General features: G+C 68.6%; 23 protein-coding genes. 13 read left to right on the forward strand and 10 right to left on the reverse strand.

The features are described 5' to 3' along the window. Positions 1 to 37: 37 nt before the first annotated feature. Positions 38 to 1,825, reverse strand: coding sequence for a peptidoglycan D,D-transpeptidase FtsI family protein (locus NS6_RS07950; protein ID WP_084470841.1), 1,788 nt, complete (start codon positions 1,823 to 1,825; stop codon positions 38 to 40). Between the two features lie 143 nt (positions 1,826 to 1,968). Continuing rightward, positions 1,969 to 2,982, reverse strand: a complete 1,014-nt coding sequence (ftsL, locus tag NS6_RS36180) for a cell division protein FtsL (RefSeq protein ID WP_068038790.1) — start codon at positions 2,980 to 2,982, stop codon at positions 1,969 to 1,971. Positions 2,983 to 3,006: 24 nt separating this feature from the next. Between ftsL and NS6_RS36185 the strand changes: the two genes are divergently transcribed. Next, positions 3,007 to 3,132, forward strand: coding sequence for a hypothetical protein (locus NS6_RS36185; protein ID WP_281211404.1), 126 nt, complete (start codon positions 3,007 to 3,009; stop codon positions 3,130 to 3,132). Positions 3,133 to 3,217: 85 nt separating this feature from the next. On the opposite strand, the gene rsmH is transcribed toward NS6_RS36185, so the two are convergent. The 4 genes from rsmH to NS6_RS07975 all read right to left on the reverse strand — a co-directional run bounded on the left by rsmH (position 3,218) and on the right by NS6_RS07975 (position 6,458). Further along, a complete protein-coding gene (gene rsmH / locus NS6_RS07960; protein WP_068038907.1) occupies positions 3,218 to 4,198 on the reverse strand; it encodes a 16S rRNA (cytosine(1402)-N(4))-methyltransferase RsmH in 981 nt (326 codons plus the stop codon). A gap of 270 nt (positions 4,199 to 4,468) precedes the next feature. Next, entirely contained in the window at positions 4,469 to 4,900 is a 432-nt protein-coding gene (mraZ, locus tag NS6_RS07965) for a division/cell wall cluster transcriptional repressor MraZ (RefSeq protein ID WP_068038793.1), read from the reverse strand. Between the two features lie 474 nt (positions 4,901 to 5,374). Next, positions 5,375 to 5,809, reverse strand: coding sequence for an SCO2097 family morphological protein (locus tag NS6_RS07970; protein WP_068038796.1), 435 nt, complete (start codon positions 5,807 to 5,809; stop codon positions 5,375 to 5,377). Positions 5,810 to 6,065: 256 nt separating this feature from the next. Next, positions 6,066 to 6,458, reverse strand: a complete 393-nt coding sequence (locus tag NS6_RS07975) for an SAV_6107 family HEPN domain-containing protein (protein WP_068038798.1) — start codon at positions 6,456 to 6,458, stop codon at positions 6,066 to 6,068. Between the two features lie 242 nt (positions 6,459 to 6,700). Between NS6_RS07975 and NS6_RS07980 the strand changes: the two genes are divergently transcribed. The 6 genes from NS6_RS07980 (at position 6,701) to NS6_RS08005 (ending at position 12,367) form a co-directional block, all read left to right on the forward strand. Next, positions 6,701 to 7,321: a GNAT family N-acetyltransferase gene (locus tag NS6_RS07980; protein ID WP_068038801.1), complete on the forward strand. Its 621-nt coding sequence runs from the start codon at positions 6,701 to 6,703 to the stop codon at positions 7,319 to 7,321. Then, positions 7,318 to 8,883, forward strand: coding sequence for a phytoene desaturase family protein (locus tag NS6_RS07985; RefSeq protein ID WP_068038804.1), 1,566 nt, complete (start codon positions 7,318 to 7,320; stop codon positions 8,881 to 8,883). The genes NS6_RS07980 and NS6_RS07985 overlap by 4 nt, the downstream gene beginning before the upstream one ends. 2 nt (positions 8,884 to 8,885) lie before the next feature. Next, positions 8,886 to 9,722, forward strand: coding sequence for a carotenoid biosynthesis protein (locus NS6_RS07990; RefSeq protein ID WP_068038911.1), 837 nt, complete (start codon positions 8,886 to 8,888; stop codon positions 9,720 to 9,722). Positions 9,723 to 9,738: 16 nt separating this feature from the next. Then, positions 9,739 to 10,515: an LppM family (lipo)protein gene (locus tag NS6_RS07995; RefSeq protein ID WP_084470842.1), complete on the forward strand. Its 777-nt coding sequence runs from the start codon at positions 9,739 to 9,741 to the stop codon at positions 10,513 to 10,515. Between the two features lie 218 nt (positions 10,516 to 10,733). Continuing rightward, a complete protein-coding gene (locus NS6_RS08000) occupies positions 10,734 to 11,903 on the forward strand; it encodes a glycosyltransferase family 2 protein (protein ID WP_245669182.1) in 1,170 nt (389 codons plus the stop codon). Between the two features lie 101 nt (positions 11,904 to 12,004). Then, a complete protein-coding gene (locus NS6_RS08005) occupies positions 12,005 to 12,367 on the forward strand; it encodes a hypothetical protein (RefSeq protein WP_068038807.1) in 363 nt (120 codons plus the stop codon). 10 nt (positions 12,368 to 12,377) lie between these two features. Here the strand turns inward: NS6_RS08005 and NS6_RS08010 are convergent, their stop codons facing one another. Continuing rightward, positions 12,378 to 13,295 carry a methylenetetrahydrofolate reductase gene (locus tag NS6_RS08010; RefSeq protein ID WP_068038920.1) on the reverse strand — a complete coding sequence of 306 codons (918 nt, stop codon included), beginning with the start codon at positions 13,293 to 13,295 and terminating at the stop codon, positions 12,378 to 12,380. A 505-nt stretch (positions 13,296 to 13,800) separates the two neighbouring features. Here NS6_RS08010 and NS6_RS08015 point away from each other — a divergent pair. The 4 genes from NS6_RS08015 (at position 13,801) to NS6_RS08030 (ending at position 19,654) form a co-directional block, all read left to right on the forward strand. Then, on the forward strand, positions 13,801 to 14,946 hold the full coding sequence (locus NS6_RS08015; protein WP_371859314.1) for a polyprenyl synthetase family protein: 1,146 nt from the start codon (positions 13,801 to 13,803) through the stop codon (positions 14,944 to 14,946). Positions 14,947 to 15,070: 124 nt separating this feature from the next. Then, the gene (crtI, locus tag NS6_RS08020; protein WP_068038814.1) at positions 15,071 to 16,657 is read left to right on the forward strand and encodes a phytoene desaturase family protein; all 1,587 of its coding nucleotides are present in this window, start codon (positions 15,071 to 15,073) and stop codon (positions 16,655 to 16,657) included. 58 nt (positions 16,658 to 16,715) lie between these two features. Beyond that, positions 16,716 to 18,398 (forward strand): alpha-(1->6)-mannopyranosyltransferase A, encoded by a 1,683-nt coding sequence (locus NS6_RS08025; RefSeq protein WP_084470828.1) that lies wholly within the window; start codon positions 16,716 to 16,718, stop codon positions 18,396 to 18,398. A gap of 308 nt (positions 18,399 to 18,706) precedes the next feature. After that, entirely contained in the window at positions 18,707 to 19,654 is a 948-nt protein-coding gene (locus NS6_RS08030) for a phytoene/squalene synthase family protein (RefSeq protein WP_068038926.1), read from the forward strand. A gap of 31 nt (positions 19,655 to 19,685) precedes the next feature. Here the strand turns inward: NS6_RS08030 and NS6_RS08035 are convergent, their stop codons facing one another. Further along, a complete protein-coding gene (locus NS6_RS08035; protein WP_068038817.1) occupies positions 19,686 to 20,054 on the reverse strand; it encodes an Rv2175c family DNA-binding protein in 369 nt (122 codons plus the stop codon). Positions 20,055 to 20,193: 139 nt separating this feature from the next. Between NS6_RS08035 and pknB the strand changes: the two genes are divergently transcribed. Further along, positions 20,194 to 22,107, forward strand: coding sequence for a Stk1 family PASTA domain-containing Ser/Thr kinase (gene pknB, locus NS6_RS08040; protein WP_281211406.1), 1,914 nt, complete (start codon positions 20,194 to 20,196; stop codon positions 22,105 to 22,107). A 46-nt stretch (positions 22,108 to 22,153) separates the two neighbouring features. Here pknB and NS6_RS08045 read toward each other — a convergent pair whose 3' ends face one another. After that, the gene (locus tag NS6_RS08045) at positions 22,154 to 23,539 is read right to left on the reverse strand and encodes a class II 3-deoxy-7-phosphoheptulonate synthase (protein WP_068038819.1); all 1,386 of its coding nucleotides are present in this window, start codon (positions 23,537 to 23,539) and stop codon (positions 22,154 to 22,156) included. 125 nt (positions 23,540 to 23,664) lie between these two features. Between NS6_RS08045 and NS6_RS08050 the strand changes: the two genes are divergently transcribed. Continuing rightward, positions 23,665 to 24,159 carry a polyadenylate-specific 3'-exoribonuclease AS gene (locus NS6_RS08050; RefSeq protein WP_068038822.1) on the forward strand — a complete coding sequence of 165 codons (495 nt, stop codon included), beginning with the start codon at positions 23,665 to 23,667 and terminating at the stop codon, positions 24,157 to 24,159. Between the two features lie 93 nt (positions 24,160 to 24,252). Here NS6_RS08050 and qcrB read toward each other — a convergent pair. Then, positions 24,253 to 25,571: cytochrome bc1 complex cytochrome b subunit (gene qcrB / locus NS6_RS08055; protein WP_068038932.1), on the reverse strand; the 1,319-nt coding region annotated here is incomplete at its 5' end.

The following is a 25,571-nucleotide window of genomic DNA, read 5'->3' on the forward strand; positions in this document are numbered from 1 at the left end:
GACGCCGCGTCCGGTCCGGGTAAGCCGGTTCGCCGAATCACGACGCCTGCAGGACGAACTGTTGTTCCGGTTGCCGCGACGGCGGTATCCGGTCACGCTGCAGCGCCCAGGAAGCGATATCGTGGAACAGCGGTGCCACCGACTGGCCACCGCCGCCGTCGGAGCTGCGTTGCGGCGCGTCCAGCATCAATCCGATCACATACCGGGGGTCGTCCGCAGGCGCGACACCGGCGAAGGTGATCCAGTACGAATCGCTCGAATAGCAGCCACAATCCGGATCCACCTGCTGCGCGGTTCCGGTCTTCCCGGCGATCCGGTATCCCTCGACCGCGGCGGCGGCCCCCGTACCGGTCTGTACTCCGGTCGGATCGTCCTGCACCACCGACTGGAACATCGTCCGTACGGTGCGGGCGGTCTCCGGGCTCACCACCCGCACTCCCTCGGGTGCCGGTTCCTCGGTGCGCGAACCGTCCGGTGCGACCGTCGCGCGCAGGATACGCGGCGGCACCCGCACCCCGTCGTTCGCAATGGCCTGGTACATACTCGTCATCTGCAGTGTCGTCATCGAAAGCCCCTGACCGATCGGCAGGTTCGCGAACGTGCCCCCCGACCACTGGTCGCGGGCGGGCAGCAAGCCGGAACTCTCCGCGGGCAGCCCCACGCCGGTCCGCCGGCCCAGGCCGAATCGGTCGAGCATATCGGCGAACCGGTCCTCCCCGATGCGTTGCGCCAGCATCAGAGTGCCGACGTTGGAGGATTTTCCGAAGATCCCGGTGGTGGTGTAGGGCTCGACGCCGTGCACCCAAGCGTCACCGACGGTCACCCCCGACATCCGGATCTCGCCGGGAACCTGATGTACCTCGTGCGGATCGGTGAGGCCGTATTCGACGGCCGCCGCGGCTGTCACCACCTTGTTCACCGAACCCGGTTCGAACGGCCGGGTCACCGAGGGGTTGTCCAGTCCTGCGGGATCCCAATGCTCCGGCCCCAGCGCAGGGTTGAACGTATTGTCGTTGGCCATTGCCAGGACCTGGCCGGTTTTGGCGTCCAGAACCACCGCGGACGCCGATTTCGCGCCCGATCGGTCCTTGGCCTGCTGGATCTGCTGCTGTACGTAGTACTGCAGATACGAGTCGATGGTGAGTTCGACATCATTGCCATCCACCGCGGGCTGGCGGTCGCGCCAGCTGCCCGGGATAACCGCGCCGTCGGAACCGCGATCGTAGGTATAGGACCCGTCGGTGCCCGCCAGTACCGAATCCAGCGCGCCCTCCAGACCGACCCGGCCGTGCCCGTCCCATCCGGTGGCGCCGACGATATTCGCCGCGAGCGAGCCACCCGGGTATTCACGCAGGTCCTGCCGTTCCGACCCGATCTCGGAGAACTGTGCGGTGATGGTGTCGGCCTTGCGGGGATCGACATTGCGGGCCAGGTAGACGAACGGTTCGTCACTGCGCAGTTTGTCCAGCAGCTCATCCTCTTCGGGCCCGTCCGGGCCGAGCACCTCGTGCACGGTGCGCGCGATCTCTTGCAGGCGCTCATCGGGTTCGGGTGCAGTATCGTCCGCGGCCCGCGCATCGGCGAGATCCTTGCGAACCCGTACCGGCTGGAAGCTCAACGCTTGGGCGATCACGGTGAGTGCCAGCGATTTCCCGTGCCGGTCGGTGACGGTTCCGCGGGTGGCGGGTAGGTCCTGGTAGGTGGTCCGTTGTCCGGCTGCCTGCGCGGACAGTGCAGGCGCGGAGATGGTCTGGATCCACAGCAGCTGCAGGGCCACCACGACCAGCGCGACGAGCATGATCACCCGGCCCACGCCCAGCCGCATCCGCACCGGCCCGTCCTTCTTCGCCCCGGCTCGCGAACGTTTGGGCCGGGCGGCGGCGGGGGCCGAACGGCCCTTCGCCGAACCCCGTTTCACCGCGGTACGAGACTTCGGCGCGCCGCGCCCGCGTCCCGACCCGCGCGGATTCACCGCATCTCCTCCCCGGCAACCGCTCCCGGGGCCCCCGCGGGCACCCCGGCCGGAGCCGTCGGCGGTACAGCGGCGCCGCCTTCACCGGCGGCCGGACCTTCCCCGGCGACCGGTGCACCGGCAGACGGCGGTGCGGCCGGAGCTGAGTCCGAGCCCGCCGGCCCCGGTGGCGGTACGGCCGCCGCGCCCGGTTCGACCGGTGGCTCCGGCACGGCGGCACCGTCCACCGGAGCGGGAGCTCCCGCCATGGGCGCGCCCGGCTCCGGAACAGCGGCAGGTGCTGGCTCGTTCCCCGTGCCCGGAACCACCGGCGCACCGGCATTTTCCGGCGCGGGGGCAACACCCGCCGGCGGCTGCCCCGGTGCCGGTGCGCTGCCGGGAGCAGGCGCCGGCTGTGGCTGTGCGGGATCGACGCCCGGAGCAGCGAGCACAGTGCCCGGAGCGGGACTCGCGGCGGGCACCGGCGGCGTCACCGGAACCGGAACGACCCGCTCCCCCGGATCCGCGCCGTTGGGCGGGACGGCCCGCGGCGGCGCGTTCAGCGGCGGTGCGGGAGGCCCCTGGGCCGGTGCGGGTTCACCGATCACGGTGATCGTTCCGTCCGGTGCCACCACCAGGCGTGCGGGGTCGTCGGCGGGAATCATGCCGAGTTCCCGGGCGCGGGCGGCGAGTACGGGGGCGGAATCGGCCGCGGCCACTTCGCGTTGCAGCGCCGCACGTTCGTCGGAGAGCACCCGGTTGGCCTCGCGAGTGTCGCTCAGCTGGTAGCTGTCCTCGGCGGCGCGCGTCGTCAGTACCAACGTCAGCACCAGCCCGCAGCCGAACATGGCCAGGATCGCGGCGACGAACGGCGCCCGCCCGGTCAGCTCGGAACCGGCCGGCGCAGCGGGCGTGGTAACCCGTTGCCGGCGGCGCTCGTAGGCCCGCTGTGCCGCACCGGACTTGACCCGCTCGGCGCTGTGTGCGCGCCGGGCCGGCCGGCCGGTTTCGGTACGTGTTCCCACACTCATACCAGACACCCCCGTATCGGTGTGATGGCTCGCGACGTCGTGGCGCGTGCCCCTGTGCTGTATCCGTCCGCTGTGTCCGGCCGCTTCTCCTCCGATACCGCCGGACACCTGCTCGCGATGCGGTACACCGGTACCGCATACACCATGTAGTACCCGATATTTCCTTTGCGGACAATCGAATTCGATACAATTGCACGGCCGGATCCAGGGCGAAGGGACGGGCGGGGGTGCCGGCTCATTCCGTCTCCTCCTGTGCGATCTTCTCCGCAGCCCGCATCCGTACCGGCGCCGCGCGCGGGTTCTCCTCGATCTCCGCGGCGCTCGCCTGTTCGGCACCACGGGTCAGGATCCGGAACAGCGGACCCATACCGGGCAGTTCGACAGGAAGGTCGAGCGGCGTACGCGATTTCGCCCGATCGGCCAGCTCGTGCTTGACCACCCGGTCCTCGAGCGATTGATACGACATGACGACGATCCGCCCACCAGGGCACAACGCGTCCAGCGCGGCGGGCAGCGCGGCCCGCAGCGACTCCAGTTCGGCGTTCACCTCCACCCGCAGGGCCTGGAAGGTGCGCTTGGCCGGATGTCCGCCGGTCCGCCGGGCGGCCGCGGGAATGGCGTCGTAGAGCAAGGCAACCAGTTCGGCACTGGTCCGGAACGGCTGCTTTGCCCGGCGCCGTACGACCTCCGCCGCGATCCGGCTCGCGAAACGCTCCTCGCCGTAAACTTTGAGCACCCGGGCGAGTTCGCCGTGACTGTAGGTGTTGAGCACATCGGCGGCCGTGAGGCCGGTGGTCGGATCCATCCGCATATCCAGTGGAGCGTCCACCGAATAGGCGAAACCACGTTCGGCTTCGTCCAATTGCATGGACGAGACCCCGAGGTCCATCAACAGGCCGTGCACCGACCCCGTGGCAGGCAGCCCCGCTTCGGCGAGCGCATCGGCTATCCCGTCGTAGCGGGTGTGCACCAGAGTGGTCCGGTCCCGGTAAGGCTGTAACCGTTCGGCGGCAAGGGACAGCGCCTCGGTATCCCGGTCCAGCCCTACCAGGCGCAGAGCCGGGTGGGTCCGCAGGAAGTATTCGGCATGGCCCCCCAGCCCGAGGGTGGCGTCGAGGTATATCGCATCCGGCCGATCGAGCACCGGGTCGAGCAATTCCGCCGCGCGAGTGAGCAGAACGGGGACGTGTCGCGTGCCGTACTGCTCACGGTTCACCTGACCTCCCGGAATTGTGCCTTGCCGGCGGAACGACCGGCTGCGGGTCGTATCGGACCGTGGCGCCGGCATGTATGCCGTCGCCGAAGCGGTGCGGAAATATGCGTGAGATGCGGCGCCGCCACGACAGGGAGGGCCACAGAATGTGCGACATAAGGAAATCGGTGACCGGACGAATGCCGCGGGGTCTCTGACCGAAGCGGCACCTGGCGTCGGGGAAGTACGTCAGGGTCCGCGTCCGGGCAGAGGCCGCGTGGCACTCGCCGCGGGCTAGAAGATTCCGCCCAATGCCTCGTCTCTCGCTTGCGCGTAGTCCTCCTCGTGTTCGGCGAGGTAGGTCTCCCACGCCTGCTTGTCCCAAATCTCCAGAAAGTCCACCGAACCGATGACCGAACAGTCGCGGGTGAGGTTGGCGTACCGGCGATGTTCGGCCGACAATACGATCCGGCCCTGCGTATCCAGCTGCTGCTCGTCGGTTCCCGCCGCCAGCGCCCGGATGAATGCCCGCGCCTGCGGATTGCTCCGGGATGCCGAAGCAGCTCTCCGGGCGAGAGCACTGAACTCTTCCTTCGGATAGACGGCCAGGCTGTGGTCCTGCCCTTTGGTGACCATCAACCCTCCCGCCAGATCGTCTCGAAACTTCGCGGGCAACGTGAGTCGCCCTTTGTCGTCCAACCGAGGTGTGTAAGTACCGAGAAACAACCCCGATACCTCCTACTGGACCACCTCGAATGGTGTCGGCCGCTGGACCGGCCGAGCGCCTTACGGCCTCTCCTGTAGTGCGCGCTCCACATTACCCCACTTTCCCCCACTTTCAATCGAAACACGGGGTGATGTGGCTCCCCGGTTCACGGATTTCGCAGGTCATCCCAGCTATCACGGACCGAGTGAACTTTTCGCGCGCTCTGCCTCCTTGCGCGCGTCCACGCAAGGAGCATCAGACGGCGCCCGTCAACTTCCAGCAAACCCCCTGTTCACGCGCCGTGACGGCGCGCAGTGGGGCGCTGTGGGGGACTCCGGTGGGGGGAAGTGGAAAGAGGCGCTCCCGCGCTGGACGAGCCGCACCGCCAGGGCGGGTCGCACCGCACCGGACAAGCGCGAACAGCGATGCCGCACCGGAATCCGGTGCGGCATCGCTGTTCGCGCAATATGTGAGAGGTTCGCCTCGGCCGGCTACTACTCCTGTTCGAACCTTCTACGGAACCGGTCTTCCATCCGCTCGGTGAATCCACCGGAACGGCGTTGGCGACCGCGGCCACCGCCGCGCGGCGACGATCCCGACGCGGCCGGCGGATCGTTCGGGGATGTATCGCCCCCATCCGCCGGTCCACCCTTCGTTCCGCCGAGCAGGACCAGTACTCCCGCACCGAACATCACGATGAATCCGATCAGACTGATGATCGGGAACCCACCCAGCCGCACCGGCAGGGCGATACCGGCGATCAGCAGGACGAGGCCGAGTAAGAACAAGGCCGCGGCCTGGAGTCGGCGGCGACTCGACGGTGTACGGAAGCGTCCACCGCGGACGGACGACGCAAACTTCGGATCCTCAGCATAGAGAGCGCTCTCGATCTGTTCGAGCATGCGCTGCTCGTGCTCGGAGAGTGGCACGGTACCTCCCCCGGCACTAGGACGTGGCTGTCGCCTCCGGGTAGGCGACAGATAACCCCTTGGCGGCTATCTGTCATCAATGATACGAGTTCCCCCAGAGTGGTACCACCATATGGGTACAGCTGAGCGAACTTCGTGATCGCAGCGAGCCCGAGCGACAGCGAAAGCCGTGGTCGGCGGCCCGTGCCCGGGCGCCGGACACCAGTGCAAGCCTGCCGACCCGCCGCCTGTGGGGGGCATCCCGGCGGCGATCGCGCTAGCGCGGTGTGTCGCTCCCGTCCCCCACGGCCCGCAGCCGCACCGCCGGTGCGATCAGATCCTCCACATCGTGGAGGAATGCGCCCACCCGCGCAGAGAATTCGTCGGCGCGGGTGTCGTCGATCTCGCGCGGCAGCCCGGCCTCCAGCGCCGCCCGGGTCGCGGAATGGCCGCTGAAATAGTCCGCCCACATCACGAATTCGGGCGCGGCGCGCTGCAGCATCACCCAAGCGTTACGAGAACGGGCCCGCGGCGCGGCATCAGCGCCGGTGAGTGCCAGCACTGCCCCCGCCCCGCGCAACGCGGCCAGATAGGCGACCCGGAACCGCTCCCGTGGGTCGCTCTCCCCCGCCGCCTCCATCAACAGTCCGTCGGCGCGTTGCAACAGCATCCCCGCCCGGCCCGAGTGACCCGGGTGAACGTTTCGGTCCGCCATGGCCGTCCCTCCGTATCTCCCCCGCCGACCCCCGTGGCGGTCCGCCGGTATGGCAGGCTGAGCGTGCACCGTGGGGGGCCGAACAGGTATTCGAACGTTTGGCTCGAGCTTGAATATAGAGACGACCACCGACATGTTCGCCCGCCGGAAGTCCCAGCTCCGCCCCGCCGACCGCGAAAGAGCCCACCGATACCGCAATGACCGCCGTCAAACCCAACCAACTCCCCGCCCCGGTCGTCGTCGACCTCTCGGTGGCCGCGCTGCGCGCCCGACTGCACGATGCGCTGTCGGTGTACGTCGCGGCCATGGACTATCCGCGCGGCACCGAACACCATCGCGCACCGATGTGGACCGAGCACACCCAGCGCGCCGGCTGGCAGGCCGTCGCAGCAGTGGTCCCCGAGGACAACGGCGGCTTCGATATCCGCACCTCTCCCCTTGTCGCCATCGCCTACGGCTATCGCGGCGGACCACATCAGTGGTGGCAGCAGCAGGTACACGCGGGTATGCGACGGTCCGGCCGGCCGGAAGCGGCGATCCAGGGGCTGCTCGGCGACTATTTCGAACTCACCGAACTGCATGTTCATCCGAGCGCGCAGGGTCGCGGTATCGGCGCGATCCTGCTCCGCAGACTCCTGCGTGACCGGCTCGAACGCGCCGTACTCCTGTCCACACCCGAAGTATCGGCCGAGGACAACCGCGCCTGGCGGCTGTACCGGCGGATGGGTTTCCAGGACGTGCTGCGCGATTTCGTCTTCGCCGGCGACAGCCGCCGCTTCGGCATTCTCGGCCGGCCGTTGCCGCTTCCGCCGCCATGACGGTGGTGATCATCGGTTCCGGGCACAACGCGCTGGTCGCCGCGTGTTATCTGGCCCGGGCGGGCCGCCCGGTGCGCGTGCTGGAACGCGACAGCGTACTGGGCGGTGCGGTATCGACCGTGGAACGCTTCCCCGGGCACCGCGTGGATCGCGGATCATCGGCACATCTGATGATCCGGCATACCGGCATCATCGAGGAATTGGCGCTGGACCTGTTCGGCCTGCGCTATCTCGACTGCGACCCGTGGGCTTTCGTACCCGCCTGCCCCGATACCGGCGCCGCCCCGATCGTCTTCCACCGCGACCTCGACCGCACCTGTGCGTCCTTGGCCACCGCCTGCGGCGACCGTGACGCGGCGGCCTACCGGCGTTTCGTGGCGGTCTGGGAACCGCGTGCCCGCCGGGTGATGCGCTCGTTCGGGGGCACCCCGGCCCCGGGCCATCTCCTGCGTTCGTTCTGGGGTCTGGATGCCCGCGCCGGCGGTAGCGCCCTGTCACGGGAATTCCTGCAGACCGGTGACGCGCTGCTGGACAGCTGGTTCGACGACGAGCGGCTCAAGGCCGCGCTGGCCTGGTTCGGCGCGCAATCGGGCCCGCCGATGTCGGAACCGGGGACGGCGCCGATGGTGGGGTTCGCGGCGCTCATGCATACCCTGCCACCAGGGCGCGCGGTCGGCGGCAGTGGCGCGCTCACCGAAGCGCTCGTGGCCCGGCTGCGCGCCGACGGCGGGGAGATCGTGGCCGGTGATTCGGTCACCGCGCTCACCCGCAGCGGCGACCGGTGGCAGATCCGTACCGCCACGGGTCGCGACCACACCGCCGATACCGTAATCGCCGGAACCCATATCCTCACCACCCTCGAACTGCTGCGCGCCGGCGGTTTCGACCCGGAAACGCTGGACGGGTGGCGGCGGCGGATCCGGGTCGGCCCCGGTATCGGCATGGTGGTGCGTGCCGCGACCAGTGCACTACCGCAGTATCCGGGCGCGACGACCGCCGAATCCGCGACCGGCCTGCAATTGCTGGTCACCGACCGCCGGGAATTGCGACTCGCGCACGGAAATGCCCTCGGCGGCCGGCTGCCACCGCGGCCGGTGGTGCTGGGGATGAGTTTCAGCGCGTTGGACCCCGGTATCGCCCCGGCCGGCCAGCATCAGCTCTCGCTGTGGTCGCAGTGGCATCCCTACCGGCTCGCCGACGGCACACAATGGGCGTCGCACGCCGAATCCGAAGCCGACCGGATCATCGGTGAACTGGACCGGTATGCACCCGGCGCTGCGGCGACGGTATTGCGCCGCCATATCCAGACCCCGGTCGATCTGGAAACCGAGATGGGGCTGCGCGGCGGCAATGTCATGCATATCGAGATGAGCCTCGACCAGATGATGCTGTGGCGGCCGTTACCGGAACTGTCCGGGCAGCGAGTGCCCGGCGCGCCCGGTCTCTATCTCACCGGTGCCTCCACACATCCGGGCGGCGGGGTATCCGGAGCGAGCGGGCGAACCGCGGCGCGGCTGGTCCTGCGCGACAGCCGGCGCGGGTGGCGGTGGCTGCGCAGGTGAGCATGCCGGCGTCGAAGACCCGGAGGGACAGCCCGCGTGAGCTGGCGCCGGCCGGTTGCCTGATCCTGCTCATCGCCGTGCAGATCGCGTATCCGCTGACGAGCGGGTTCGCCCGCGATACCGTCACGGTGGCGGTGGTTCTCGCCTCGGCGGGCACCGCCCTGGTGCACGCGGCAGTGACGCGCGGCTTGCGGTATGCGGTGGGTTTCGGCGTGATCGTGTCCGGTATCGGTCTCACCGCCGAGTCCATCGGCACCGCCACCGGGTTCCCGTTCGGCTCCTACGACTACGCGGCAGGGCGGCTGGGCCCGGCACTGTTCGAGGTGCCGCTGGTGGTTCCGCTCGCGTGGACCGGCGGGATATATCCGATCTGGGTGGTCGCGGGAATGTTGTGCCGTACGCCCGCGGCGCGAATAGCCGCCACCGCGGCGGGTGCGGTGGGCTGGGATTTGTTCCTGGACCCACAGATGGTGGCAGACGGGCAGTGGCAGTGGGCCGATACCGATTCGGGGCTTCCGGGGCTCGCAGCCATCCCGTGGACGAACTATCTCGGCTGGTTCCTGGTTGCGGGCCTCATCGCCGGTGCGCTGACCTTGTGGGAACGGACCGCACCGTCCCCCCGCCGGCTGGGCGTGCCGGTGGCAATGTTCCTGTGGACGTGGCTGGGTTCGGTGCTGGCACACGCCGTTTTTCTCGGCCTGCCCTACTCGGCCGCCTACGGCGGAGTCACGCTGGGACTACTCGGGGTTGCGCTGCTGGTCCGGACAGTCCGGACCGGAACCGGACACGACGACTCGCCCGGTGGCGACGCGGCCGGGCCCGTCGCATGGCGTCGGTGAGTCGCGGCCTGGCACCATGTCATCCGTGCCTTCGAGTCCCGTTACCGCGAAACCCGGCTCCCCGGTCCCTGTTCTGCGCGCACGCCGCCTGCGGGCGCGGGTGACAGCGGCCCTCGTGCTGGCCGCTCTGCTGGTACCCGCCCTGGCGGGATGCCTGCGGGTCCAGGCATCGATGGGGTTGTCGTCCAACGACCGGGTATCGGGCCGGATCGTGGCCGCGGTCATCCCGGAGAACAGTGCAGACGAGGGGCCCCAGTTCACCGCTCCGGAGGCTCTGGCCACCCAAGTGCGGATCGAACCGTACAACCAGGACGGCTACGTCGGCAGCGAAATCTACTTCGACGACCTGAACTTCGGCGAGGTCGAACAGCTCAGCCAGCTGTCGGAGCAGGCACAGGGCCTGTTCGAGCTGAAGTTCCAGCGCAACGGCGATCTGGTCAGCCTCAACGGCCGGGTCGATCTGGAGACGCTGGCCCCGCACGGTTCGGATGTGCAGTTGAGTGTGGCGTTCCCGGCGCGGGTCGCGAAAACCAACGGCACCCGTGAGGGCGATGCGGTGGTCTCCTGGAAGCTACCCGCCGGTGAAGTCAGCACGGTGCGCGCCGAGGTCGGCTACGCCGATCCGAACACCCGCTCGTTCGCCGGCTGGGCCGGTATCGTCGGCGGTATCACGCTGGCCGTCGCAGCCGTCGTCGCTGCTTTGGCGTATCTCTACCGCAACCCGCCTGCTTCCGGCGCCCCGGCCGGTTTCTCATTGCGCCGCTGGTGGGACCAGGTCAAGAACGACGCATGAGAACGACTACGCGGAGTCGCCCGTCGGGTCCGCCCCCATCGGCCGTCCGGCGGGAGCCGGGGGAATCGGCCCGCACGCCGGCTTATTTCGCGTTCTCTCGTCGAGCGCGCCCGGCCGAGCTGTCCCCTGTGCCCCGCCTCGCCGGAGCGCGCCACGCAGCGGGCCGCTCCGGACTGTCCAGCCGAGGGCGCTTCCCGGGGCTTGCGCTCCGGCGGCTGGTGACAGTGGGAGCCGGGCTCGCCGCGGGTGGTGCGGCACTGACGGTGTGGAACCGGGTCACCGTGCCCCGCTTGTCACGCGCAACCGGGCCGATCACCGAGACGGTGACGGTCTGTGTACCCGCCCGCGACGAAGCCGAACGGGTACCGGCCCTGATCAGCGATCTACGCGCCCAGACCGGCATCCCGCGGCTGCGCATACTCGTGCTCGATGATGCCTCCGGCGACCATACGGCCGCGCGCGCACGCGAGGCCATGGACGCTGACCCCCGCTGCACGCTGCTGCGCGGGACCACCGGACCACCGCCCGGCTGGACCGGGAAGGCCGCGGCCTGCCACGCACTCGCCGATACCGCGGAACAGTTCGCCGGCACCACTGTTACCGCGGCCGGCGTGCTGGTGTTCCTGGACGCCGACATCCGGCTCGCGCCGGGCGCCCTCTCCGCGGCGGTGACCGAACTGCTCCGCCGGGATATCGCGCTGCTGTCGCCCTGGCCGCGGCAGCAGGCACGGTCGTTCGCCGAGCGCCTCGTACAACCGCTGCTGTGCTGGTCGTGGGCGTCGACATTGCCGGTGGTCTGCACCGATCGCGGGATCCGGACCTCGACGGTGGTCGCGTGTGGGCAGTTCCTGGTGTTCGACGCGGCCGCCTACCGTGCGATCGGCGGTCACGCGGCGGTCGCCGACAGTGCCACCGAGGACCTCGATATCGCCCGCGCACTGCGTCGCGCCGGCTTCCGCACCGGGCTGGCGACGGCCGGTGACCTGGCGCGGACGCGGATGTACCGGGATGCGCGGGAACTGGCGGCCGGATACCGGCGCTGGTTGTGGTCCGCCTATGGAGGTTCGGTTGCCGGTGGGCTCGCGGTCGCGGTCGTCGCCGCCTGGGCATACTTGTTGCCGCCGCTTGCCGCCGTATTCGGTCGTGGACCGGCGCGGTGGTGGGGCTTGTCCGGGTACGCCGCCGCCGGTGCCGGACGAGTGCTCGCCCGCTCCCTGGAAACCGGCCGGCCGCCGAAATTTCGCGATATCGCCGCCGCCGCGGCTCACCCACTGGGCGTGACCGTCTATTTCACTCTGTGGGCCCGCTCACAGAGTGACCGCCGCCGCAATGCTCTCACCTGGAAAGGTCGTGCCCTGTACCCGGGCAAAGAGCTGGACTCTCGCTGATTCTTGGTCTTGTGCCCGGTGTGCACCGCGCCGGATGATGAACCGGCCCGGACCGATCGGCGGGCACCAGGCCCTTTCCGGCCGGGTTCGAGGAGGCTCATATGACCATCGCCGTTGTCGAGACCGAGTGGGCACAGTGGCACAGCCGCTACACGAACCTCCTGCATAGTGGGCACCGCGAGCACGACCCCATTGCCCAGCACGACCTCGGCGAAGCACCCGAGCAATTGCCCGGCCTCCCGGGCACCTGGTGGGTCGTCGGCGGGCGGGTGTTCATCGCCGCCAAACCGGGCGACCGGCTCGACCACGACGGCGACCGGATCGCCGGGATCGAGATCATCGACCCCGTGGACGGCGCCCCCGGGCTGATCCTGCGCCATGAAAACCGTGCTCTGGAAGTTCTCCGGAAAGGCGAACGCACGACGATCCGCGTCCACGCGCCGATCGTCGTGCGGACCACGTAGTTCCGCGGGGTCAGGCGATCAAGGGTGCCGCAGTAACCCCATAACCGAGGTTGGTCAGCACCTCACTGGTGGCCTTGGCGAAATTCAGCGTGATGAAGTGCAGGCAGGGGGCGCCTTCGGCAATCAGTCGTTCACCCATTTCGGTGGCGATCTCGATCCCGGCGGCCCGGACCGCGGCGCGATCCTCCTCCGCACCGGATCCCGCGGCGCGGTGCAACCGCTCCAGGACTCGCTCCGGAAGCGGGCGGCCACACAGCTGTTCGGCGCGCTCCACGGTGCGCAGCGAGGTGATCGGCATCAACTCGGGAATGATCGGTTTCGCGGCCTCGACCGGGTCCAAGGCGGCGATCCGGTCACGCAACCGCAGATAGTCGTCCACATCGAAGAACATCTGGGTGATCGAATACTCGGCGCCCGCACGCAGTTTCGCGGCAAGATAGGCGGTATCGCAATCCAGGTCCGGCGAGCGGTGGTGCCCCTGCGGGAACGATGCCACCCCGACATGGAAATCGCCGAGATCGCGCACGATCCGCACCAGCTCTTCGGCATACTCCACACCGTCGGGGTGTTTCTCCCATTCCCCCAACGGATCCCCCGGCGGGTCGCCGCGCAGGACGAGAATATTGGTGATCCCGGAATCGGCGTATGCGCCGACAATGGACCGGAGTTCCGCGACACTGTGCCCAACAGCGGTCAGATGCCCGACCGGTAGCAGCGTGGTCTCTTCAGCGAGCTGCCCGGTGACCCGCACCGTCCGATCTCGGGTACTGCCGCCGGCGCCGTAGGTCATGGAAACGAAGGCCGGATGCATGCGCTCGAAGGTGCGCACCGCACGCCACAACCGCTGCTCACCGGCTTCGTCATGGGGCGGCGAGAATTCCACGGAGAAAGGCACGCCCGCACCGGCGTGCCGATCCAGGCTCTGCACGACCGAAGGGGTCGTGGAGAGCTGCGGTGTCGTGGGATTCCCCCGGCCGGAGGCCTGGACTCGCTCGTTGTAGAGATCGACGTCCTCCCGGCTGTTGCCGACCGGAACTCCTGCCGTACCGCCGTGCGGTATCTCGGTGGGTTCCGGCTTCACAGCAGACCGCCCCCACAGGTAGAGGTCCCGTATCCGTTCCGCAGGCGTTCGGCCTCCCCGCCCGCCCGGCGACGAGGATGCGCCGCGCCATACCAGCACAATCGGCTCTGGACCGACCCGGTCCCGAAGGGCCGAGCCTGCGCGCTACTTTTTCCGGTCACCGGGCCAGTCTAGAGCCGTGAGTCCGGGCGTCCGGAGCCTCTCCCTTGCACAGCGCACCGCCCGTTGCTGCTGGAGCCCTGCCCGCGCGTATTCTGCGATCAGGTCCCGCCGCCACGGCGGGTGACCATGGGACACCATCGGAGGGACCCCTGCGGGCGATCTCGGTGGCCGGCGCCCATAGCGAGCAACGATCTGGGAGGTCATCCTGTCCGCCGGAACCGGAACCGAAACTCCGAACTGTTCGGGTCCCCTCTCGGCCGTCCCGGGGACAGCGGCCTTCGCGACCGCCGTCGAACAGGCGCTGACCGGCTACTTCGCCACCCGCGCGGAGGCCGTCACCGCACTGGGGCCGGTATTCGTCGAGGCGGTCGGCGCGCTCGAATCGTTCGTGCTGCGCGGCGGTAAACGCACCCGGCCCGGTTTCGCCTGGATGGGCTGGCTGGGCGCCGGGGGCGACCCGGCCGGCGACCGGGCCGCGGCCGTTCTCCAGGCCTGCGCCGCGCTCGAACTGGTACAGGCGTGCGCGCTGATCCACGACGACATCATCGACTGTTCCCGCACCCGCCGCCGGTTCCCCACCGTGCACGTGGACTTCGAACAGCGTCATCGCCACCAGGGCTGGGCGGGCGATTCCGCGCACTACGGCGAATCGGTCGCGATTCTACTCGGCGATCTGGCCCTGTCCTGGGCCGACGATATGGTGCACAGCAGCGGCCTGGACCCGGCGGCGCTGGGCCGCTTCGCCCCGGTGTGGGCAGGTATGCGCACCGAGGTGCTGGGCGGTCAGCTGCTCGATGTGCACGGTGAGGCCAGCGGCGACGAATCCGTGGCGGCGGCGCTGCGGATCAACCGGTACAAGACCGCTGCCTATACGGTAGAGCGCCCACTGCATCTCGGTGCGGCCCTCGCCGACGCCGAGGCAAGTCTGGTCGCGGCCTACCGTACCTACGGCACCGATATCGGGATCGCCTTCCAATTGCGCGACGATCTGCTCGGTGTGTTCGGAAATCCGGAGGTCACCGGAAAACCCTCCGGTGACGATCTGCGCGAGGGCAAACGCACCGTCCTCGTCGCCGAGGCGCTGCAGCGGGCCGCGGCGGACAACCCCGCCGCCGGCGACCGGTTACGCACCGCCATCGGCACCGACCTCTCCGACGAGCAGGTGGGCGAACTACGCGAACTGCTGATCGAACTGGGCGCGGTCGATGCCGTGGAAACCCGGATCGCCGAACTCACCGACCAGGGCCTCGCCGCCATCGAAGCCAGCTCCGCCACTCCCGAGGCCAAGGACCGGCTCGAGGCGATGGCGCTCGCCGCCACCCGGCGCGCGGCATGAGCGGGCCGGGCCCGGAGGCGGTAGCGCAGCGTCACCACGCAGGGCCCCCGCACATGCCCCATCGACACAGCATGAACAGGTCAGGACCGGAGGCGGCTGCGAGGTCCGGGTTCGGTGAGCTCGGATGAGGACCGTGCGGGGCCCGGTGGATAGGGTCGTGGTGGTCGGGGCCGGGCTGTCCGGGCTGTCGGCGGCGCTGTACCTGACCGGCGCCGGCTGCTCCGTCACCGTGCTGGAGCGCGCGGACCACCCCGGCGGCCGGATGGGGCGCTACCGGTTCGACGGGTACGACATCGACTCCGGCGCCACCATCCTCACCCTTCCCGAACTCGTGGACGATGCGCTGGCCGCCGTGGGTCTCGATACCGATTCCGCGGTGCCCCCGTTACGGATCCGGCCGCTGGCCCCGGCGTATCACGCCCGCTTCGCCGACGGATCCGATCTGCGCGTCTACTCCGACGCCGATCGGATGAGCGCGGAGGTGACGCGGGTCTGCGGCCCGGACGAGGCCGTACGCTACCGCCGGCTGCGTGACTGGCTCGGGCGGGTATACCGCGCCGAATACGACGAATTCCTGGCGGCGAATTTCGATTCCCCCTTGGATCTGGTGCGGATTCCGGCGAAACGCGCGGCTCTGCTCGACCTCGTCGCGCTCGGAGCATTCGGCCGGCTGGGCCGGCGCGTCACCCGTACGCTGCGCGACCCCCGGTTGAGCCGCCTGTTCACCTTCCAGGCGCTGTACGCCGGTATGGCGCCCGCGCAGGCGCTGGGCGTGTACGGCGCCATTCCTCATATGGATACGGGTCTCGGTGTCTTTTTCCCCGAAGGAGGTATGCGGGCGGTCGCCGATACTCTCGCCGGGGCATTCACCGCCGCGGGCGGCCGGCTGGCACTCGGCACCGAGGTGACGGGTATCGACTACCACCTGGGCCGGGCACAGCGCGTGGTAACGGCCGGCGGCCGGACCTTGCCCTGCGACGCGGTCGTGCTCACCGCGGATCTCGGATCGCTGGACCGCTTCGGAGTCCGGCCGCGCCGCGGTCTGCGGGCCTCGCCGGCGGCGGTGGTCGCGCATGGGCTCGTACCGGTCGCGGTGACCGGACAGTGGCCGGTGCAGGCGCATCACACCATCGACTTCGGTGCCGCCTGGGCGCAGACCTTCCGCGAGATCACTGCGCGGCGCGGCGGCCGGCCGATGAGCGACCCGTCGCTGCTGCTCACCCGCCCCGCCCTGAGCGATCCCGGCCTGTACCTCATTCGTGACGGGGTCCGCTACGAACCGTTTTCACTACTCGCACCGTGCCCCAACCTGGATTCGGCGCCACTGGATTGGGACCGGCTGGGCCCGGCCTATTTGCGGGAACTCCTCTCGGCACTGGAAGCGCGCGGATACCACCGGATTACGAGCGAATTCGTCGTCGACCGGCTCGACACGCCCGCGACGTGGCGAGATCAGGGCATGATCGCCGGGACTCCTTTCTCGGCGGCGCACCTGTTCCGCCAGACCGGCCCGTTTCGTTCGCGCAACTTCCCGCGCGGCAGCGAGAACGTGGTCCTGGCAGGTTGCGGGACCACGCCGGGAGTCGGAGTTCCCACCGCGCTGCTGTCGGGAAAACTCGCGGCACAGCGCATTGTGGGCGAGAATCGCGGTGCCCGGACGCGTGCCCCCGCGACCGTCCGGCGGGCTTCCCGGAGGGAAGCCGTAAACTGAGCGCCGACCTATTCGCCTGCGGTTGCGACCGCCGACCACCCGGGGGGAACGACAACTGATGCCAGCCCCCCATACGCACACTGCCGCCACCGCCGTCCAGCTCCCCGGCGCCGACGCCCCTGCACCGGCCGTGCCCGCTCCTGCGCAGGTATCCGGCCGGGCCGGTTTCGCGCCCGGCGTACTGGGCTGGCTGCGGTTCTGCGCTGATTTCCTGCGTAGCCCGGAAGGACATGCGGCGCTACTCGGCTTCACCGGGGCGATCATGATCACCTTCGGCGGGTTCGGGGCCGGCAGTGTGCGCAAACGCGATCCGCTACTCGAAGCGGTGCACCTGTCCTGGTTGCGATTCGGGCACGGATACGCGCTGTCGATGATCTGTGTATGGGCCGGCGTGCTGATGATGGTGGCCGCCTGGGTGCGGCTGGGCCGCATCACACTGGGCTTCGGCGGCCACTCCGGTGATGTGCGCCTCAACGAATTACGTGCCATCGTCGGTATCTGGATCACCCCGCTGATGTTCGCGGTGCCGATGTTCAGCCGCGACGCCTACTCCTACCTTGCCCAGGGCGCGCTACTGCGCGACGGTTTCGACCCGTATCAGGTGGGCCCGGTCGCCAACCCGGGCGTCCTGCTCGACAACGTGAGCACCGTCTGGACCACCACCACGGCCCCTTACGGCCCGGTGTTCCTGCTGATGGGTCGCGCCATCACCGCGGTCACCGGTGACAGCGTGGTCGCGGGCACCATCGCGCTACGGTTCGTGATGCTGCCGGGTCTGGTGCTGATGATGTGGGCGGTGCCCTATCTGACCAAACATCTCGGTGGCCGGCCCACGGTCGCGCTGTGGCTGGCCGTACTCAATCCGCTGGTGCTGATCCACTTGATCGGCGGCGTGCACAACGAGATGCTGATGGTCGGCCTGATGTGCGCGGGGATCGCGCTGGTCCTGGAGCGTCATCATGTGGCGGGGATCGTGGTGGTGGCCATCGGGGTCGCGATCAAGGCCACCGCCGGTGTGGCACTGCCGTTCCTGGTGTGGATCTGGATGCTGCACGAACGCGACCGACGCGCCGAGGACGGCCAGCGTACTGCGCTCGCGACGAGTAGCCGGGAATTCCTGGCGCACCACTGGAAGATGTTCACCAAGATCGCCTCACTCGGCCTGGCGGTGTTCGCGGTGGTGTTCGTGGCAGCGTCGGCGATCGCCGGGGTCGGGATCGGCTGGCTCACCGCATTGTCCGGGTCGCAGAAGATCATCAACTGGTTGTCACTCCCGACGATCCTGGCGCATGCCACCACCTGGATCACCCCCTTCGACCAGGACCCCGTACTCGATGTGACCCGTTTCCTGTGCATGCTGGCGCTGCTGGCGCTGCTGGTATGGACCTGGTGGCGGTTCAAGCTCTCCGAACGCGATGCGGTGCTGGGTATCTCGATCGCCTTTGTCGCGATCATCATCCTGTCGCCCGCCGCACTGCCCTGGTACTACTCGTGGCCGCTGGCGCTGGCCGCCGGGTTCGCACTGTCGACCACCACGCTCATGACACTGGTCGGCGTCTGCACCTGGTTGATGCTGGTGTTCCAGCCGGACGGTTCGATCGGGCTCTACAACTTCTGGCATGTCGCCGCCGCGACCTTCGCAGCCGTCGTCGCTGCGCTCTCGCTGCGGACAGTGGATCCGCTGCGCCTGCGCGGAACGCCGCGGCAGGTCTCGACGCCCACTGTCACCGCTGGACCGTGAACGCCGAGCGCGGTCCGCAGATCGCCCGCGAACTCGGTCTCCGCGCCGCGGGACAGTCCGGGGAGGCAGCATCTGCCCCGCCCTCGACGACACCGCAGTCACCCGCACCGGCCTCGATGTCGCAGCCCCCGTCGGATCGCATTTCGAGGAATGTGAGAGGCGGCCGGCCCCCTGATCCCGGTGCCGCCGCTACCGCTACCTACGACACCGCAGCTGGACAGGATGTCGATCGCCGGGCCCGCCCGGAACTACGCGAGCACCAGGCCGCCTTCACCACCGGTTCCCGCCGCGACGCCGACGCCGCAACGTTGCGCCGGGCGTACGCCCGCTGCCGCCGGACGGCGGCTGTCCACGGACGCACCTACTACCTGGCGACCCGGTTGCTGTCCGCCGGGCAGCGCCCCGCCGTCCACGCCCTCTACGCCTTCGCCAGAATGGTGGACGATATCGTCGACGGCCCGGCGCTTCGGCAGGCCCCGGCAGCAGTGCTGGATTCCGTCGAGCTCGCCCTTCGCACCGCGTGGTCACCGCCCAGCGTGACCACGCCGCCCGCCCCACCTCGTTCCTGTGCGACCACCTCGCTCGACTCACCCCGGCCCGGCGCGCTCCCCGCCGAGTTCGACGAGATCGCCCCAGCGCTCACCGACACCGTCACCCGGTTCGCTATCGACCCGCGCCATTTCTGGACGTTCCTGGACTCCATGCGCATGGACGCCCCCGGTTCACCGCTGTTCCGGAACCGCTACCCCACCATGGCCGCTCTGGACGAATACATGCGTGGATCGGCAGCGGCCATCGGCCTGCAGTTGCTGCCGGTGCTCGGTACGGTTGTGCCCCGCGCGGCGGCCGAGCCTGCGGCGGCAGCGTTGGGCAATGCGTTCCAGCTCACCAATTTCCTGCGTGATATCGGCGAAGATCTCGACCGCGACCGGATCTACCTGCCCGCAGACGAGCTCGCCGCATTCGGCGTCGGCGAGGAGCTGCTGGTGTACTGCCATCGGACCCGGAGCACCGATCGCCGGGTCCGCCGCGCACTCGCGCACCTCATCGCCGTCAACCGCCACCTCTACCGCCGCGCATACCCTGGCATCGCGCTGCTCAGTCCGCGGGTGCGGCCGGGTATCCGCACCGCCGCCACCGTGTACGCGGCCATCCTGGACCGTATCGAAGACAATGGTTACGACGTATTCGCGCGGCGCGCCGTGGTCCCGAGTCATCGTCGGCTGCGATTGGCGGCCGGCGCCGCGCTGCGGTAGCCACCGGCGGCCGTTCCGGTCGACGGTGGTGTCAGAACGGGTCGGCGGCGGCGCGGCGCAGTACCTCGCGGGCCAGCGGCCCGTGCAGGGCCTCCACCGGTTTACCGGGCAGTGTGTCGTCGTCGGTGAAGATCCACTCCATAATCTCCTCGTCGGTGTACTTGGCGTCGCGCATCACCGTGATCAGGCCGGGCAGGAACTTCAGCACCGCACCCGTTTCGTCGAAGAAGATCTCCGGGATCCCCACTACGCGGTCGCGGCGAACCGCGAGCAGCTGATTGTCCCGCAGCATCTGGTGGACCCGGGTCACCACGACACCCAGATTCTTCGCGACATCGGGTAACGAGAGCAGCGGTACCGAAGCGGGAAGGACATCGGCACTGCAGGGAAAGGTACTCACAGGAACAACCGTAGACGGCGGCCCCCGCACGCAGTGAGACACCCGCACCGGCTCGGCCGATAACATGTGGGAGCCGCATCGGCGGCGACCGTGTGGACGCGGTACGAGGGTGGAGAGGTTCGTGACAGCCGGAGCAGAATTGATCGGCGCCGTATTGGATCGGCGCTACCGGATCGACGCACCGATCGCCCGGGGCGGGATGTCGATGGTGTTCCGGGGTGTGGACACGCGGCTGGGCCGGCAGGTCGCCATCAAGGTGATGGATCCCAAGTTCGCCGGTGATCCACAGTTCCTGACCCGGTTCGAGTTCGAGGCTCGCGCGGTGGCGGGGCTCAAACATCCGTCCCTCGTCGAGGTGTACGACCAGGGCATGGACGGCGAGTACCCGTTCCTGGTGATGGAACTGGTCCAGGGCGGGACGTTGCGGGAGCTGCTGCGCGAACGCGGGCCCATGCCGCCGCATGCAGTCCGCGCCGTCGCGGAACCGGTGCTGGCCGCGATCGGGGTCGCGCATACGGCCGGCTTGGTGCATCGCGATGTGAAACCGGAGAATGTGCTGATCTCCGACGGCGGCGATGTCAAAATCGCCGATTTCGGGTTGGTCCGCGCCGTCGCCGCCGCCAACACCACCTCCGCCAGCGTCATCCTGGGCACCGCCGCCTATCTCTCGCCCGAACAGGTCACCAGCGGCAACGCCGACGCTCGCAGCGATGTGTACGCCTTCGGCATCCTGATCTTCGAACTACTCACCGGCAAGGTGCCGTTCACCGGCGACAATTCGCTCTCGGTGGCCTATCAGCGGGTCGAGAACGACGTTCCGAGCCCGAGCGAGTTCATCTCCGGGGTGCCGCCCGAATTCGACCGGCTGGTGGCCCGCGCGACCGCCCGAGAACCCGGGCACCGGTTCGCCGACGCCACAGAGATGGTGGCCGAACTACGAGCCGTCGCCGGGCGGCTGAACCTACCCGACTACCAGGTCCCCGCGCCGCAGGAATCGGCGGAACACACCAGCGCCCACCAGCCCGTTGCCCGCCCGGTGCCCGAACCCGTCACGCCGCAGGGCCCGCAGCACACCCGGATGGTGACCACGGCGCAGCCGCGTAACGAACCCCCGCCGCCGGCCTATATTCCACCGCAGCGCCCCACCCAGTACAGCGCCTACCAGGAAAGCCAGGCCGCCAAGCGCCGCAACGGCATGATCTGGACGGCCGTGGTGGTGGTGTTGACGCTGCTGGTCGGGATCGGTGGCTGGTGGCTGGGTATGGGCCGCTACAACTCGGTGCCTTCGGTCGCCGGGATGACGGTCGAACAGGCCACCGCGGAACTCCAGGAGGCCGGTTTCGAGACCGGTACCCGAGACAAGGCCTCCGATACCGTGCCCGTCGGTGGTGTGGTGGGCACGGATCCGGGGCCGGGCGCTCGGGAAACCAAGGGCTCGACCGTCGATATCCTCGTGTCCAGCGGTAAACCGGAAGTTCCCGCGGTCTCGCCCGGTGCCGACTGGGACGAGGTCCAGCAGCTGGTCCGTGATCAGGGCCTGCAACCGGTCGACGCCGGCGAAGTCGCCAGCACCGCACCCGAGGGCACTCTGGCCCGGATCGATCCCGCGCCCGGCACCGTGCTTCCCGCGGGCGCGCACGTCCAGGTGTGGAAGAGCAATGGTTCCAGACCGGTCCAACTGCCCGATATCCGCGCCGACACCCCGGAGCAGGCCCGCGCGAAACTCGAGGACCTCGGTCTCACCGTCGCCGGTGAGCAGCACGTATACGACGAACTGGTGGAGGTGGGCCGCGTCATCGGCACCGAACCCGGCGTCGGCACCACCGTCGACGCCGGTTCCTCGGTCACCTTGATGATCTCCGAGGCGGTGACCATGCCGTCGGTGGTCGGCAAATCTGTCAGTGAAGCCCGGCGCACGTTGGAAGGGCTGGGTTTGCAGGTCGAGGTACGTCAGTTCGCGCCTCTCGACTCCTCGGTCGTGATCTCGCAGCGGCCCGCTGCCAACGCAAACGTCGAATCCGGTGCCTCGGTCTCGCTGGTCGCCGTGCCGTAGTTTTCGCGCGCCGGCACGTTCGAGGTCGATTTCTCCCGCCGCAGGACTACCGCAGCATCTCGGCGACGAGGAAGGACAGTTCCAGCGACTGCTGAGTGTTGAGCCGGGGGTCGCAGGCCGTTTCGTAACGGCCGGACAGATCCAGATCGGAGATGTCCTGGGCCCCGCCGAGGCATTCGGTGACGTCTTCACCGGTGAGCTCGATATGCAGGCCACCCGGGTGGGTGCCGAGGGCATGGTGGACCTCGAAGAAGCCCTGCACTTCGTCGACGATCCGGTCGAAGTGGCGGGTCTTGAATCCGGTCGAGGATTCGTGGGTGTTGCCGTGCATCGGATCGCACTGCCAGATCACCTGATGGCCGGTGGCCTGCACCTTCTCCACGATCGCGGGCAATACTTCGCGGACGTTCGTATTGCCCATCCGGGAGACCAGCGTCAACCGGCCGGGCTCGTTGTTCGGGTCGAGCCGCTCCACGTACTCCACCGCCTGCGCCGGGGTGGTCTTCGGGCCGATCTTCACGCCGATCGGGTTGGCGAGGAGTTCGGCGAACGCGATATGCGCCCCGTCGAGCCCGCGGGTGCGTTCCCCGATCCACAGGAAATGCGCGGACAGGTCGTAGAGAACCGGATCGCCTGCGGAGTTCTCGGCCAGGCGCAGCATGGCGCGCTCGTAATCCAGCACCAGCGCCTCGTGCGATGCGTAGATGCGGGCCGATTTGAGGCTGGGGTCGTTGACCCGGCAGGCGGTCATGAACCGCAGGCCGCGGTCGATCTCCTCGGCCAGCGCCTCGTAGCGGGCACCGGCCGGCGACTGGGCCACGAAGTCCCGGTTCCAATCGTGCACCCGATGCAGATCGGCCATACCCGCACTGGTGAGTGCCCGTACCAGGTTCATCGCCGCGCTGGCATTGGCGTAGGCCCGTACCAGGCGGGACGGGTCGTGCTGGCGCACACCGGCCTCGGCTACCAGCGAATTGACCATATCGCCGCGATAGGACTTCAAGCCGAGCGCGTCGGTATCGGAGGACCGTGGCTTGGCGTACTGGCCGGCGATCCGCGCGACCTTCACCACCGGCAGGCTGGCGCCGTAGGTGAGCACGACGGCCATCTGCAGCAGCGTTCGCAGGTTTCCGCGGATATGCGGTTCGGTGTTGTCGGCGAAGGTTTCCGCGCAGTCCCCGCCCTGCATCAGGAAGGCCTCGCCGCGCGCGACCTCGGCGAGCTGCTCTCGCAGCTCGTCCACCTCGGCGGGCAGGCAGATCGGCGGCACACTCTCCAGTACCGTCCGCATATTCGCTGCCTGCCCGGCATCCCAGGACGGTTGCTGCAAAGCCGGGCGCGACAACGCGTCGTCGAGCCGTTTACGCAGTTCGGCGGGCAAGGGCGGCAGCTCGGGCAAACGGTCGATGGGTACGTCGACGGTCCAATTCACCAGTTCAGGATAAGTGGTGGCCGATCCCGGGGTATTTCCGGAGGTGTTTCCGGGCGCGCTCCGGCGCGTCGGAGCGCACAACTAAGCTCGGTGCGTTCTGTCGACCACCGAGGAGACCCACCGGTTTGAGGTATTTCTACGATTCGGAATTCATCGAGGACGGTCGCGTGATCGATCTCGTATCGATCGGCGTCGTCTGTGAGGACGGGCGGGAGTTCTATGCCGTCTCCACGGAGTTCGATGCCGGTCGAGCCGGGCCCTGGGTGAGCAAGCATGTACTACCGAAGCTGCCCCCACAGACATCGCCACTGTGGCGAACCCGGGCACAGATCCGGGAGGAGTTGCACCGGTTCCTGGTACCGCGCGCGACCGTGCAGCCCGAGATGTGGGCGTGGGTCGGCGCCTACGACCATGTGGTGCTGTGCCAGCTGTGGGGTTCGATGGTGGATCTACCGCCCGACCTGCCCCGCTACACGAACGAGCTGCGGCAGCACTGGGACGCGCACGGCCGCCCGGAGCTACCGCCGCCCCCGCGCGATGCGCACGACGCGCTGGCCGACGCACGGCACAATCTCGCCAAATTCGAGGCCATCGAAGTGGCCCGCCGTCGCGCGAGCTGAGGTCGCCCGGCACCGGAACGCCAACAGGCCCCCTGGATAACCAGGGGGCCTGTTGTATGCGGTACGGGCGGGCCTCGCCGCCCGGCCCACGGGTCAGTGCCCGTGGTCGCCGTTCGAGCGCGCTTCGTCCTGCACTCGTTTGAGGATGGCGAGCTGCCTGTGCTCCTCTTCCAGTTCGGTCGCGAAATGCTGTTCGCTCTCCGCACGGGGGTCGGGACGCAGGAAGCTACCGGTGCCCGGCTGGCCTGCCGCACCCAGCTGGTTCATCTTCTTGGGTACCACCGCACCCTGGTACTCCAGCGGCAGCGGGTGGCCGTGGTCGTCGACCGGGCCCAGCGGCTGGTGCACCTCGATGTACTCGCCGTGCGGCAGACGCTTGATCACACCGGTTTCGATACCGTGTTCCAGGACCGCCCGGTCGCTGCGCTGCAGGCCGATGCAGAACCGGTAGGCCAGGAAGTACGCGATCGGCGGTCCGACCAGCAGACCGATACGGCCGATCCAGGTCGTCGCGTTCAACGAGATATCGAACTTGAACGCGATGATGTCGTTGACGCAGGACAACGTGAGCACCACATAGAACGTGATCGCCATGGCGCCGATCGCCGTGCGCACCGGGACGTCACGCGGCCGCTGCAGCAGATTGTGCCGGGCAGTATCACCCGTGAGTCTCTTCTCGATCCACGGGTAGGCGATGAGGACCGTGAACACGAGCCCCATGATCAGTGCCACCCAGAAGGCCCCGGGGATGGTGTACGGGCCCAGATAGAGCTCCCAGGCCGGCATCAGGCGGGCCATACCGTCGGTCCACATCATGTAGAAGTCCGGCTGCGAGCCGGCCGACACTTGTGACGGGTTGTACGGCCCGATGTTCCAGATCGGGTTGATCTGCAGCAATCCGCCCATCAGGGCAACGAAGCCGAGAGTGAACGCGAAGAACGCGCCCTGGTCGGCGGCGAACACCGGGACGATACGGGAACCGACCACATTGTTCTCGGTGCGGCCCGGGCCGGGGAACTGGGTGTGTTTCTGGTACCACACGATCGCTACGTGCGCGGCTATGAGCGCCAGCATGATGCCCGGCAACAACAGCACATGGGCGATGTAGAGACGCGGCACGATGATGTCACCGGGGAAATCGCCACCGAACATCAGCCAGTGCAGCCAGGTGCCCACCACCGGGACGCCGATGGTGATACCCGAGAACGCGGCGCGCAGACCGGTACCGGAGAGCAGGTCGTCCGGCAGCGAGTAGCCGAAGAAGCCCTCGAACATGGCCAGGATCAGCAGCAGCGACCCGATCACCCAGTTCGCTTCACGCGGTTTGCGGAACGCGCCGGTGAAGAAGATGCGGAACAAGTGGATGATGATCGACGCCGCGAACAGCAGCGCCGCCCAGTGGTGCACCTGCC

It is taken from the genome of Nocardia speluncae NBRC 108251 (assembly GCF_001613245.1).
Lineage (GTDB): Bacteria > Actinomycetota > Actinomycetes > Mycobacteriales > Mycobacteriaceae > Nocardia > Nocardia speluncae.

Coding starts and splice junctions, on each gene's coding strand:
- NS6_RS08025 (WP_084470828.1), top strand. CDS start 16,716: ATGCCAGCCCCCCATACGCACACTGCCGCCACCGCCGTCCAGCTCCCC.
- crtI (WP_068038814.1), top strand. CDS start 15,071: ATGAGGACCGTGCGGGGCCCGGTGGATAGGGTCGTGGTGGTCGGGGCC.
- NS6_RS07995 (WP_084470842.1), top strand. CDS start 9,739: ATGTCATCCGTGCCTTCGAGTCCCGTTACCGCGAAACCCGGCTCCCCG.
- NS6_RS08005 (WP_068038807.1), top strand. CDS start 12,005: ATGACCATCGCCGTTGTCGAGACCGAGTGGGCACAGTGGCACAGCCGC.
- ftsL (WP_068038790.1), bottom strand. CDS start 2,982: ATGAGTGTGGGAACACGTACCGAAACCGGCCGGCCGGCCCGGCGCGCA.
- NS6_RS07990 (WP_068038911.1), top strand. CDS start 8,886: ATGCCGGCGTCGAAGACCCGGAGGGACAGCCCGCGTGAGCTGGCGCCG.
- NS6_RS36185 (WP_281211404.1), top strand. CDS start 3,007: ATGGCTCGCGACGTCGTGGCGCGTGCCCCTGTGCTGTATCCGTCCGCT.
- NS6_RS07985 (WP_068038804.1), top strand. CDS start 7,318: ATGACGGTGGTGATCATCGGTTCCGGGCACAACGCGCTGGTCGCCGCG.
- NS6_RS07950 (WP_084470841.1), bottom strand. CDS start 1,825: ATGCGGCTGGGCGTGGGCCGGGTGATCATGCTCGTCGCGCTGGTCGTG.
- NS6_RS07975 (WP_068038798.1), bottom strand. CDS start 6,458: ATGCTGTTGCAACGCGCCGACGGACTGTTGATGGAGGCGGCGGGGGAG.
- NS6_RS07980 (WP_068038801.1), top strand. CDS start 6,701: ATGACCGCCGTCAAACCCAACCAACTCCCCGCCCCGGTCGTCGTCGAC.